Genomic DNA, 13215 nt, shown 5'->3' with positions numbered 1-13215 from the left:
CTCTTCCATTACAATAGAATCTATAAATTAGTAATTTAAAGAATCAAATAGCTTTACAAGATCACTTGGTAAATAATATTATCAAACAGTAAGTTTAAATTTAAAAAAAGAATTGAACATAAGCATTTTTATCTATAAAAATACTTAAATTCAATTCTTCTTCTATTTTCAATTGCAACCTATATATAAGCTAAACAATAAAAATATATTGCAATATAAATTTTTATAACTCTAAAGATTTTTTAAATTCTATTCCTGCTTTATGTGTATCGATAATTGCCTTTTTAAATAACTCACCAGTTGGATTACCAGGGACATATTTCCACTCAACTACATTCATTGATTTTTCAACGACTTTATCTATGTCCTCTAATTTCATATCAATATCATCTAAAGTTATTGGAAGTGAAATTGAATGATTAAATTTCATTATTCTATCTCTTTCTTCATATTGTTTATCATATGTAAGAAGACATAAAACCCCAAACGAAACAATTTCACCATGAAGATGTTTCTCACAAGCTGGTATTAATGATGAACCATAATAGACGCAATGAGCTAATGAACTATTATAGTAATAATCATCCTTTGGATCAGGCTGTGCTTCATGTGTTGCAAAATTAGAAACAATACCTGTTGTGATAATTATGTCCAATGCAACTTGTCCAAGTTCAAAAGATGGAATATTATTTTTACAATCTTCTAATGCTTTTTTTCCATAATCAACTAATGGATCAGTACACATTTTTGATATTGTCTTTCCCATAAGTGGAGTATGATACATGAATTTATCTCTTGATGCAAATAAAACTTCATATTCTTTAGATAAGGCATCACCAATTCCTGCCCATAATAAATTATATGGTGAATCCGCAATTATTTTTGTATTTATAAAAGTATGGTATGATGGTTGTTTTAAATAATAGTATTCTTTAAATGTACCATTTTTATCATAAACAACAGCTATTGCTGTACATGCTGCACAATTTGAAGCAAGTGTTGGAAATGTAAAGAAAGGCTTATCCATTTCATCACCTAAAATCTTTACTGTATCACATGCTCTTCCTCCACCTACTCCAAATAGCATATCTGCATTTTGAACAGATGGAAGATTCTTTAATGCTTCAACATTTTCATAGCTTGAATCTCCTCCATACCATACAAAGTCTATAATTTTAACATTGCTGTTTTCTATTCCTTTGATCAATTCTTCCTTAGCCTTTGAAATAGCTGTTTTTCCTCCAATAACAACAGCAGTTGTTCCATATTTTCTTGTTACTGATGGTATTTCTTTATAACATTCTTCTCCTACACTATAATCAGGAAGAAAAACACTGTAATTTGACATAATTTATCTCTCCTTCGTTCAACTTATCTGACCAGATATTATTTTTGTTACCAACAATTATATCACTATAAAATTCTTTTACATAATATCTTTTTTTGAAGTTTACATTCAAAATACAGCATTTTTTGTCATTTAATAAATATTTTCATTAATATTCTTAACCAGAATTTATATATTAAACTTAAGAATACTCGTGTATATGTTGCAAAATTAAAATTATATTTAAAATTTATCTCATACATGTAAAAACTTTATTCTTAACTGTAAATTATCAATTTTGAGCTGTTAGCTGCAATATATATTTTAATTATTTTTTGTTTAAATAAGGATTTACATGAACCATACAATGCTTTATATCTCTGTCTTCTTCTATATAATTATGAACCTTCATGGCAATATTATGCCCTTCTTCAACTGATAATTCAGAATCTACAGATATTTCAACATCAACATAAACCTTACTTGCATATTGTCTTGTTTTTAAATTATCAATTCTTTTTACTCCATCTATATCTATTATTTTTTCTATAATAATGTTTACTTTTTCATCATCTGCTGAAGCATCTATAAGCTGGTCTATACTCTGTCTGCATATATCATAAGATACTTTTATTATTATTAAGCATATTATTATTGCAGCAAGTGGATCAAGAATTGGGTAGCCATTTCTTGCACCTATAAGTCCAATAAGTACACCTATTGAAGATAGGGAATCTGATCTATGATGCCATGCATCTGCTTTTAATGATGTGCTTTTTATTTTTTTTGCATACTTTATGGTATAAAAATACATAGCTTCTTTTGATACTATTGAAATTATAGCTGCTGCAATTGCAGATTTTCCAGGTATAGTATAATTTTTTGTCAATATATTCTCTACTCCACAATATCCAATCCATATTGCTACAATGAACAAGACAATTGACAAAAATAATGATGTTATACTTTCAATTCTTTCATGACCATATGGATGCCCTCTATCTGCATTTTTACTTGAAAGTTTTAATCCTACTATTACACCAATTGTTGTAAACACATCTGATAAAGAATGAATTCCATCGGCAATAATTGCTGAACTTGAACTTATTACTCCACAAATCACTTTTAATATAGAAAGTATTATATTTCCTATTATTGTATTTATGCTTACTTTTAATCCAATCTTTAATCTTTCTTCTTCCATAAATGATCTCCCTTGTGTTTAATTACATTTATATGTTTAAGAATAATATATTCAGATTAAAAATTATTTGTTCATTACTGTTTGCATTGTTAATTAGAACACATTTATTAATGAATTATTATTTATGGATATTTCTTAATTATGATTTTTTATACTTCCAATCAATATATATCCTTGCTTATAGCATACTATATGTCAAATTAAGTTTAGTGGTTATACTTATATAAAAGTTCTTCACTTAAATATGAAAAAAATACACCTTAAAGTATTGATTCGTAAATGAAATTTAAGGTGTATTTTCTATATTTAATAATTACAATTTTATTAAGCTAATGTTGCATCTGAAAGATCTTTATTAGTATTTTCATTATTATAAATATCTTCATCAAGCATTCCTTCAGATTTTGCTACAACAATACATGCTGCTGCATCTCCTACTACATTCAGTGATGTAACAAGCATTTCTACAGGTCTGTTTATAGCAAGAATTAATGAATACGCTAAAATTGCCGTATCATTGTTGTATCCCATTCCAGTAAGTACTGTGAAAAGTATTATTGCTCCTGCACCTGGTGCTGCTGGTGTTCCAATTGAAGCAATCAAGGCAAGTAATCCTATTACTACTACATTAAAAACAGTAACATCATATCCAGCACTTGTTGCTATAAATATTGCAGCAATTACCTGCATTATGGCTGTACCATTCATATTTATTGTCATTCCAAGAGGCAGTATAAATGAAGCTACATCTTCACTTACACCTAATTCTTCAGTAACTGTTTTAGTATTTAAAGGAAGCGTTGCAGCTGAAGATGATGTTGAAAATCCAAATAATGCAACTTTACTTATTTTTTTAACGAATTTTATAGGATTTAATTTTGCTCCTATGCTTATGAATATTGAATATCCAAATACAAGGAATAACAGCAGTGCTACAACTGTTGTAATGACATAAACAAGTGCTGGCTTTAAATTTTCAATTCCATAAATTGCAAATGTTCTTGTTATAAGAACAAATATTGCAATAGGTCCAAACTTGGTTATAACATAACTTAAGAATACTGTTATTATTGAATTTATATCTTCTAATAAATCTTTAAGCATTTTTATTTTATCACCAAGAGCATTTATGCACAGTCCTGTAACTACAGCAGTAAAAACTATTGCAAGCACACTTCCATTTGAAGAAAATGCCTGTGCAATATTACTTGGTACTGCATTAACTATTACCATTAATGGATTTGAAGAACTTGCATTTCCAGATTGAGCAGAAACATTTTCAACATTTGCTGTAAACAATCCCAGATTCTTTATGATAAAACCTATAACTCCTGCAAGTAAAAGTGCAAAAACTGAAGTTGATAAAAATCCTAAAATAGTTTTGTAAGATATACGTCCAAGTTTTTTTGTATCACTTATTTTGCACATTGCAAGTGCTATTGAAGTAAATACCATTGGTACAATTACAAGTTGCAATGCCTTTATAAATAACTGTCCTAATATATAAAATATTCCTATTGAATTTGTTGCACCTTCTGCTGAAATATCTTGAAATAATATATTATTTAATGTTATCCATAAGCTGCTGTCAGCTCCAATAGATTCTCTGAGGAATATGAATCCTATACCTGCTATTAAACCTAAAGCTAATGATACTGCCATTTTTATTGCTAGTTCATTTCCATTTTTTTTAGTCTTTTTATTCATTTGTTAAATTCTCCTTATTAGCTCATTTCCCTGATTGTGAAACTGAATAACTACATAAGGTCAAGCATACTTTATATAATAAAAAAACTTCCTTGAATCCAAGGAAGATGCACTACTATATTATTAATTCTATACATGTACTATAATTTTCAACATAATACATTTTTATACAGATTTACGCAAGCATACTATAACTTCCTTACTGATTTCTCGAATCAATTTAAAGGGATTTTTTAATTATACTATCATAGTGCTAGAATTTTGTCAACTTTTAAATAATTTTGCCACAGGCATGAGGTTAAAAGATATTATTTGAGGATTAAACTTTTTATTTAAGTATCACATATATTTATCATATTTATATATAAAAAGCAGCTATAGTTCTTATATTATATAATCTATAGCCGCAACAATGATTACCTTATTATTTATGTTATAATTTTGTCTATCTATTAATTGGTTTTACTGCCATCATTTCAATATATCCTCTTTTACCGATTGGCTCTAATTGAATTTTAGGATTATCAGTATCAACTTGATATCCTATAGACTCAGGATTATATTTTTTTACTGCATCTTGAACTTCTTCAATTGCCTGGCAATAATCTTTTTCTAAAAATGGTTCTCCTTGAAACATAATATAATCAGATTCTGGTAATTGAATTATTTCAAAACCATCTGGTATTTTAATTTGAGAATTAATAGAAACTTCTACTCCTTGAACATATTTTGATGTTTCAGGTTCTATATATTTTTCTGGTAACCACATACATACTGGTTCTCCACTTATAGAAGGTATACTTGAAAGAAGCCCCCATACATCACATCCAACTTCTTCACAATATTTAAAATATTCATCAGCAGTTTTTCCTCGTTTTATTATTACTTTTCTTTCAGGTTTATGGATAACTTGTATAAATACATTTTTTACTTCTTTCATTTTTTTATGCTCCTTTCTAATTTCATTATATATAACCCCATAAGGTATAAATAAACTGATAGGAATAGGCTTTTTTGCATACTCACTTGGATTGCATCCAAATTCTCTGGAAAAAGCACGTTGATATCCTTCTACACTTTGAAATCCAAGCTCAAAAGCTATATCAATAATCTTGCATTCTTCATCTCTTAATTTTAATGCTGATTTAGATAGTTTCAATCTTCGTATATAATCTGCAGGAGTGTAATTGGTATATTCCTTAAACAAGCGATGAGAATACCATGGTGAAAATAAAGATGCTCTAGACAAATCAGTCAGTGATATATTTTCATTAATGTTTTTTTCAATATAATTCTGCATTTTCTGAACTGCTATAATCTGTTCCTTCATATTTTTCCTCCTGAAATTCTGTTGTCCTTGTACAAGTATTATGATACAGCTTTTTTAATAATATTATCTCGATTTTTTTTGCCTTTTCTATTCCCATTTAAAAAATTTAATGCTGCATATACTGCATATTACTGAAATGATAATCATAAATAATACTGGAATTATTAAATTATTTAATGATTGTCCAATAATTGCAGCCTTTAATATTTTTATTCCTTGAGTAAGAGGCATTATTTCTACTATTCTCTGCATTGATGACGGCATTACTTCATATGGAAGTGTAGCTCCTGAAAATACGAGCATTGGGAAATATAAAATTGAAGCAATTATTGATGCACTCTTTGTATTTTTTGCTATACCCCCAGCAAGCATTCCTATACTTAATATAGAGAATAAAACAAGAAACCATCCACAAAAAAGCATAAAATAAGATCCCCTTATTTATTGGATTCATTCCTAATATTTCAACGAATCCTTCATCTGCTTTTTGAATTCCAAGAATGCACTCAATAGATGTACTCTTTCCTGCACCATTAGCACCTAAAATGCCAAAAACTTTTCCCTTTTTTACAGTAAAACTTAGATTGTTCAAAACCTTGTTGCCAGAATAAGATTTTGAGAGTTTTTCTACTTTTATTGCAATATTATTCATAAAAATTACCTCCTATTTTTTCTGCTTATTAATAATAACTTATTTACAAATAAGTTCTCTCGACTATTTTTGCTTTTATGAGCAATAAGCAGGATAGGAGGTTAAAATTTTTTAATCTATTTTTCCAAGAAGCGCTGCAAAAGGATTATCATTCATAGCCTCTTTTTGCGCTTCTTTTTCAAGTTTTTTCATATAATTTTTTACTTGTTTTTTATCTACTTTTCCACTTTTATCAAATCGTTTTTCAAATACAGAAGCCTTTTCTCTAAAGTTACATGTTGCTCCTGGACATACATATATCTTTCCTTCTCCATGACCTCTTAATTCAAGCTTTTTCTTACATTCAGGACATCTAGCATTTGTGAGTCTTGAAACATTTTCTCTATAGCCACATTCCCTGTCTTGACATACATTCATTACACCATTCTTTCCTTTTACTTCAAGAAGATATTTACCACAATTAGGACATTTTTTGCCTGTCTTATTGTCATGGACAAACTTACTGTCTGCACACTTTACATCTTCAACAAGAGCTACAGAATAATTTTTCATTTCCTTTATAAATGAATGATCATCCTTTTTCCCTTTAGCTATAGCATCAAGCTGACTTTCCCATTTTGCTGTTAAAAGAGGAGATTTTAAATCTTTAGGGACAAGGTCTATGAGCTGTTTTCCCTTTGATGTAGGAAATATTTCTTTTCCTCTTTTTTCTATAACGAAAGAATTAAATAATTTTTCAATTATGTCTGCTCTTGTAGCAACTGTACCAAGACCTCCAGTTTCACCTAACGTCTTAGCAGCTTCTTTGTTCACAGAAATATATTTATGAGGATTTTCCATAGCTGATAAAAGAGTAGCTTCAGTAAACCTTGCTGGTGGTTTTGTTTCTCCCTTTTTTAGATTTACACTTTCAATTGTTACTTTATCACCTTTATTTACAGACGGGAGAACCTGCTCTCTTATATCTTCTTCTGTATTTTCCTCTTCTGTTTTATCATAAAGTTTTTTCCATCCTTTAGATTTTATTACTTTTCCCTTAGCTATAAGCTTTTCCCCTTCTGCATTTACTTCAATTGTAGTCTGAATATATTCAAATGGTGGAAGCATAACACTTAAAAATCTCTTTACTACAAGATCATATATCTTTCTTTCATCACTTGATAATGATGATAAATTAGGTCGTTCTTCAGTTGGAATTATTGCATGATGGTCACTTACCTTAGAATTATCCACAAAGCTTTTGTTTGCTTTTATTTGTGTTTTCAATAATTCCTGTGCTGAAGTTCTGTAATTACCAACTGAAACCGCTTTAAGTCTTTCAGGAATTGTTGCAACAATATCTGTAGTTATATATCTTGAATCAGTTCTTGGATAAGTAAGTATCTTATAATTTTCATAAAGTCTCTGCATTATGTTAAGAGTCTGCTTTGCAGAATATCCATAAATCTTATTTGCATCTCTCTGAAGTTCTGTAAGATCATACAATGCTGGTGAATATTTCTTTTTTGAAACCTCATGTATATTCACAATTTCACCTTTAGAATTTTTTAATTTTAAAGAAGTTTTTTCTGCATATTCTTTATCAAAAATTCTTGAATTATTATCCTTATTCACCCATGATAAATTAAATCCTTTTGTTTTTCCTTCAATTGTATAATAGGCCTTAGGTCTAAAATTTTTAATTTCATCTTCACGTTGTACAATCATTGCAAGTGTTGGTGACTGAACCCTTCCAGCTGATAATTGCGCATTATATTTACATGTCAGAGCTCTTGTTACATTAAGTCCAACAAGCCAGTCTGCTTCTGCTCTGCATACAGCTGCTTTATATAAATTTTCATATTCTTTTCCAGGCTTAAGATTTTTGAATCCATCTAAAATCGCTTTTTGTGTCTGTGATGAAATCCATAATCTTTTTAAAGGTTTCTTGACACCAGTTTTTTCAATTATCCAACGTGCTACAAGTTCGCCTTCCCTTCCAGCATCTGTAGCAATTACTATATCAGAAATATCATTTCTAATCATTTGTTTTTTTACTTCATTATATTGTTTGCCTGTTTTCTTCAAAACAGTAAGTTTCATATGTTTAGGAAGCATTGGAAGTGTTTCCATACTCCACTGTTTATATCTATTATCATATCCTTCCGGGTCCATAAGACCTACTAAATGTCCCATTGCCCATGTCACAACATATTTAGGTCCTTCTATATATGAACCTTTGTTTATATTACATTTCAATACTTTTGCTAAATCCCTTCCTACTGAAGGTTTTTCTGCTAATACTAATGTTTTGCTCATTTTAACTCCTCATTAACTGTTCAATAAATTTTGACTTACTTTACTATTATACAACGTTTTAACTGATAATGTCTTCTTAATTTATTACTTAAAAAATTAGGATGGCTAAAGTATTATAGTAATTAAAAAATTTTATTTATTACTATATTGTATATCTATGTAATTAAGATTTTATCTTTCATCATTAATTGTGACATGATATATATTAAATTATTATTAAAATTTTCTCCTTTTTTTAATTTATAACCATAATATGATATAATATTTAATTGTAATATTACATATAAGTAAAAATATTCAATATTAATTATCAATTTTAAGATATATACTATACTTAAATTAATATGGATTTTTATATTATGAAATGGGGAGACGGGAAATGAATAAAGTAAAAAGATTAGTAATGGCAGCTATAATTTCATGTTGTGTTGCTGTTCCAGTTTCAGCTTATGCTGTTGAAACTAACAATAATGAACAGGATATTAATAATATTAATTCAGAAACTAATGTTATTTTAAATGAACAGATTATTAATGAAAACACATTTTCAAAGGAAAATAACTCTGATGATTTAAAAGCAAAAGGCTGGCATACTATAGATAATAATAAGTATTATTATACTTCTGATAATGAACCAGCTAAAGATTGGGTTGAAATAGATGATAAATGGTATTGTTTTGATGAAAATGGAAAACTTTTAACTGGTTTTATTACTAAAGGAAACAATACTTATTACTCTGATGCTGATGGTGTAAGACAGACTGGATGGATTACATCTAACAATTCTAAATATTATTTCTTAGATAATGGAGTTATGGCTAAAGGTCTTACTAAAATTGAAGATAATACATATTTATTTTCAAATGATGGAATAATGCTAACTGGGTGGAAGTATCTTTCTAATAATAAATGGTATTTATTTAATAATGAAGGATTTATGCAGAAAGGTTGGTTTTATGACAACAACTATCTATATTATTTAAATGAAGATGGAACTATGTCTTCTGGCTGGAAAACAATTGACGGAAAAGATTATTATTTCAACTCATCTGGTGCAATGAGATGTGGCTGGACAGGCATCGGAAAAGACATCTATTACTTTGATAACAAAGGTGTTAAAGCATCTGATGTTACAGTTAATGGTTATACTTTAGACAAAGACGGCAAATTAATACTGCCATCTGGAATGACTGAACCCAATATAGATAAATTGTTTACTGAAAAAAATATAAATATAAATACTGATGAATGTGAATACAAAAGTACAAATAAAGGTATTGCTGAAAGCACTTTCAAAGGAATAGATATAAGTAATCATAATGGTTATGTTGATTTCAATGCTATAAAAAATGCTGGTGTGAAAGTTGTATATATGAAGGCTTCTGAAAGTAATTATTACATTGATCAATATGCTGCTGGCAATGCAGAAAGTGCTAAAAATGCAGGGCTTAAAGTTGGATATTATCATTATCTAACTGGTACAAGCTCTCCAGAAGAACAAGCCCGACTTTTTTATAACTGCATTAAGGACAAGCCTAATGACTTAAAACCTTGCGTTGACGTAGAAGTCAGTCCTTCCACTGCTGCTGATTATACTGTAAGATTTATAAATGAATTTAAAAAATATAGTAATATGGACGTATGCATATATACCTATACAAACTTCATAAATAACCTTGATTCACGACTTGCAGGATATTCATTATGGGAGGCAAATTATAATAACTCTCCTTTTAATATTCCAGCAAACAGCATATGGACTTCAAAAGCAGGTCATCAATATACTGATAAAGGAACTATTTCTGGTGTAGGTGGAAATCTTGATTTTGATATGTTTAATCATGATATACTTTTATAATCATATAGAAATGCAAATACGTATATAATTTTTACTTTACATAAATGTTTTTATGTATTATAAGAAAAAAGTAAGAACTAATAATAATTTTTTACTGAAGTTCTTACTTTTTTTCATATTGATTTGACTTATGGGAGGTTTGAAAATGATTAATACTTATACATATAATAATGATGATTTTGTCAATATTACAATAAGTGAAGAAGATGGATTTATAATAGAAATTGCTTTTGGTTCTTCAAATTTGAAATTGGATAATATAAATGTTAAAGAAACAAATATCTTAAAAAAAGCTTATAATCAGCTTGATGAGTATTTTAAAGGAAAACGGAAAGCCTTTGAGCTTCCTCTTGCACCTAAAGGAACAGAATTTCAGAAAAAAGTGTGGAATGCACTTCTTACAATTCCATATGGGAAAACATGTTCTTACAAAGATATTGCTATAAAAATAGGAAACGAGAAATCGTGTCGTGCTGTTGGAGGTGCAAATAATAAAAATCCCATAATAATAGTAATTCCATGCCATAGAGTAATAGGTGCAAATGGAAGTCTTGTAGGATATGGAGGTGGCATTGATTTTAAGAAAAAACTTTTGGCTTTAGAAAGTAATAATATATATTTTAATTAGAAATTTACAATTAATGATAAAATCTTTGCAAGATTTTTTGATATAGATATATATGTTGCAATTATCTTTTTACATTACAATTTTTTACTTTAATATATAAAAAATATAGCTTTTTAGTGTAATTTTAATATTACAACATATATATTAATCAATATTTATTCTAAAGAATATACTTCTTGGGATTCATCTATTTCAAAAGCAGTAAAATCAGTATCAAAAGTTTGTCCATAAATATCTTCTATTTCAAATCCATAGTAATAATATCCTTGAGGTAATTTAATTTCTTCTAATGCAGTAGCATCATTTACAACTATTTCATCACCTATATATTCAATTATTTCATCAGTATTCATATCGTAACTTTCATAAACAGGTTCAATCACATCTCCATTTTGAAGCAGCTTTACATTTCTTGAAGAAAGTCCTTCTGCACTTATTCCATCCCATGTTCCAATTATTTCATAGTATCCTTCTCCATTATTATAATCAGTCCATATCCATGCTGTTCTCAAATTTGTTGCTTCTCCATTTAAGTAAACAGGTATTGAATATATATTATAATTATCATTCACTTCTATAATATTCATGTTTACATATATACCATCAATAGATGGCCAATATCCCTCAAAAGCATCTGAAAATATTCCTGTTCCATAATCGCCATACAAATTATTATCTTTTCCAAGATATAAAAGTTCATTTGAATTTTCATCTTCTTGAAGAAAAATTGTACAATACACATTTTTTATATAGTCAAGAGAATCATAACTTAGGTTCAGCTCATAGTATCCATCTTCATTTATATATGTCTGTGCATTTGCAAAAAATTTGGATTCATCAATTTCTGGTTCTTTAAAATCATCATATTTTCCAATCACAAAATTTTTATAGTCATCTGAAAAAGCTATCTTTTCATATTCTGTTGTTTCTATTGAATTATAGTCTATTGGATAATATATTGATAATCCATTTGCATATTCTCTCTTAGATCCATTAACCTTATATAATACAGCATTATTAAGTGAGTCAATTACAGCATCTGTATTATCATCTATTTCTTCTTTTACATTTCTTATAAAATCTCCAAGATCAACAAGATTTGTATATCCTTCTGAAACAGAATTTCCTCCATAATTTTCTGATTTGGAAGCATTTCTTGAAAACTGAACGAATTCTGAAGGTTCTTTAGATATATTATATATGTCATCTGCTATATTATTAAATGAATTTATAACTTCTGGTATTTTAGCTAGATCTATGACAGATAGTGTGCACATGTCTTCTGTTCCTAAAGATGAGCATTTTTCATAATATGAATCACATATATTAATTCCTGCATCTTTTCCGTTCATACTTGGATCATCTGCAATTGCTTCAAGCCATACATCATATGCCCATCCTTCACCTGGTTCGTATTCTTGTGAACTTATTAAGTATTTTGCATATGGTTCAAGAATATTTGCTGTTTCCAATGTAGACATAAGACATGCATCAAATCCTATTAATTCAAATTTATCATCTAAAAAATCTGAACATTGTTCTAAAGAATTTTTTAACTCTGATAAAGCAAGTGAATCATAATCATAATTTTCATCATAAGCTACGCCTCCAATGCTTCCTGAACCATGATTCCAAAATATAAGAGCATTCTTATCACTTTTATAATTTTCCATACCCCATTTAATAAAATCATTTAGTGTTTCTGAATCTCCCATATTGCTGAGATGTTGTTCATCAATTATAGTCATCTCTCCATCTTCAATTTTAAAACGCTGTATTTTATCATTTTCAATTTCAGATGTATACCATTGGCTGGCTCCTCCTGTTTCTATAATAACATTGATATTATCACCTAAATAAGCCTGCTTAATTTCTTCAAGATTATAAGTTGCAGCCATACTTTCAGATTCGAGATCAGAACCACACAGGTAAATAAAGATTGTCCAAGTATCTTCTTCTGAATTTATATATTCATCATAACATCCTGTGAAGAAATTAAAAATAAACATGGAAACAAGTATAAATACAATATTTTTTAGTTTTTTCATTTATAGCACCCCTATATATATTCTAATTAAGAAAAGTATTTAATATAATATTACTATCTTTTTTCAATATTTTCCACAGAAGTGTATAAATAACTTTAAAAGTGTACTATTATGTGCGTATAAATTGTAATTTATAATAAAAAAATAGGATTAACATACAAAC

At 28.3% G+C, this 13215-nt stretch carries 9 protein-coding genes and 1 pseudogene; 2 read left to right on the top strand and 8 right to left on the bottom strand.

Annotation, left to right across the window (positions count from 1 at the left end; genetic code table 11):
• Positions 1-223: 223 nt before the first annotated feature.
• The 7 genes and pseudogenes from Q0F58_RS13290 to Q0F58_RS13260 all read right to left on the bottom strand — a co-directional run bounded on the left by Q0F58_RS13290 (position 224) and on the right by Q0F58_RS13260 (position 8518).
• A complete protein-coding gene (locus tag Q0F58_RS13290; protein ID WP_294377402.1) occupies positions 224-1348 on the bottom strand; it encodes an iron-containing alcohol dehydrogenase family protein in 1125 nt (374 codons plus the stop codon).
• Between the two features lie 307 nt (positions 1349-1655).
• Positions 1656-2531: a cation diffusion facilitator family transporter gene (locus tag Q0F58_RS13285; protein ID WP_294377399.1), complete on the bottom strand. Its 876-nt coding sequence runs from the start codon at positions 2529-2531 to the stop codon at positions 1656-1658.
• 324 nt (positions 2532-2855) lie between these two features.
• A complete protein-coding gene (locus Q0F58_RS13280) occupies positions 2856-4238 on the bottom strand; it encodes a dicarboxylate/amino acid:cation symporter (protein ID WP_294377398.1) in 1383 nt (460 codons plus the stop codon).
• 445 nt (positions 4239-4683) lie between these two features.
• Positions 4684-5568, bottom strand: a complete 885-nt coding sequence (locus Q0F58_RS13275) for a helix-turn-helix transcriptional regulator (protein ID WP_294377396.1) — start codon at positions 5566-5568, stop codon at positions 4684-4686.
• A gap of 87 nt (positions 5569-5655) precedes the next feature.
• The gene (locus Q0F58_RS13270; RefSeq protein WP_294377394.1) at positions 5656-5991 is read right to left on the bottom strand and encodes an ABC transporter permease; all 336 of its coding nucleotides are present in this window, start codon (positions 5989-5991) and stop codon (positions 5656-5658) included.
• Positions 5992-6013: 22 nt separating this feature from the next.
• Positions 6014-6220 (bottom strand): annotated as a pseudogene (locus tag Q0F58_RS13265) (ATP-binding cassette domain-containing protein); the annotation flags it as partial.
• A gap of 111 nt (positions 6221-6331) precedes the next feature.
• Positions 6332-8518 carry a DNA topoisomerase III gene (locus Q0F58_RS13260; RefSeq protein WP_294377393.1) on the bottom strand — a complete coding sequence of 729 codons (2187 nt, stop codon included), beginning with the start codon at positions 8516-8518 and terminating at the stop codon, positions 6332-6334.
• Positions 8519-8897: 379 nt separating this feature from the next.
• Here Q0F58_RS13260 and Q0F58_RS13255 point away from each other — a divergent pair, with 379 nt between their 5' ends.
• Complete coding sequence (locus Q0F58_RS13255; RefSeq protein ID WP_294377392.1) at positions 8898-10376, top strand: GH25 family lysozyme; 1479 nt, start codon at positions 8898-8900, stop codon at positions 10374-10376.
• A gap of 145 nt (positions 10377-10521) precedes the next feature.
• A complete protein-coding gene (locus Q0F58_RS13250; protein WP_294377391.1) occupies positions 10522-11004 on the top strand; it encodes a methylated-DNA--[protein]-cysteine S-methyltransferase in 483 nt (160 codons plus the stop codon).
• 155 nt (positions 11005-11159) lie between these two features.
• Here the strand turns inward: Q0F58_RS13250 and Q0F58_RS13245 are convergent, their stop codons facing one another.
• Positions 11160-13052: a clostripain-related cysteine peptidase gene (locus Q0F58_RS13245; RefSeq protein ID WP_294377390.1), complete on the bottom strand. Its 1893-nt coding sequence runs from the start codon at positions 13050-13052 to the stop codon at positions 11160-11162.
• Positions 13053-13215 lie beyond the last annotated feature (163 nt).

The sequence above is a fragment of the uncultured Clostridium sp. genome (assembly GCF_934754915.1).
In the GTDB taxonomy this organism is placed as follows: domain Bacteria; phylum Bacillota; class Clostridia; order Clostridiales; family Clostridiaceae; genus Clostridium.
The sequence above is the reverse complement of the archived record's forward strand: the minus strand, read 5'-3'. Positions and strand labels throughout refer to the sequence as shown.

What these genes read in the sequence shown, in the direction of transcription:
- Q0F58_RS13285 (WP_294377399.1), bottom strand. Translation starts at nt 2,531, where the DNA reads ATGGAAGAAGAAAGATTAAAGATTGGATTAAAAGTAAGCATAAATACA.
- Q0F58_RS13270 (WP_294377394.1), bottom strand. Translation starts at nt 5,991, where the DNA reads ATGCTTTTTTGTGGATGGTTTCTTGTTTTATTCTCTATATTAAGTATA.
- Q0F58_RS13275 (WP_294377396.1), bottom strand. Translation starts at nt 5,568, where the DNA reads ATGAAGGAACAGATTATAGCAGTTCAGAAAATGCAGAATTATATTGAA.
- Q0F58_RS13260 (WP_294377393.1), bottom strand. Translation starts at nt 8,518, where the DNA reads ATGAGCAAAACATTAGTATTAGCAGAAAAACCTTCAGTAGGAAGGGAT.
- Q0F58_RS13250 (WP_294377391.1), top strand. Translation starts at nt 10,522, where the DNA reads ATGATTAATACTTATACATATAATAATGATGATTTTGTCAATATTACA.
- Q0F58_RS13255 (WP_294377392.1), top strand. Translation starts at nt 8,898, where the DNA reads ATGAATAAAGTAAAAAGATTAGTAATGGCAGCTATAATTTCATGTTGT.
- Q0F58_RS13290 (WP_294377402.1), bottom strand. Translation starts at nt 1,348, where the DNA reads ATGTCAAATTACAGTGTTTTTCTTCCTGATTATAGTGTAGGAGAAGAA.
- Q0F58_RS13280 (WP_294377398.1), bottom strand. Translation starts at nt 4,238, where the DNA reads ATGAATAAAAAGACTAAAAAAAATGGAAATGAACTAGCAATAAAAATG.
- Q0F58_RS13245 (WP_294377390.1), bottom strand. Translation starts at nt 13,052, where the DNA reads ATGAAAAAACTAAAAAATATTGTATTTATACTTGTTTCCATGTTTATT.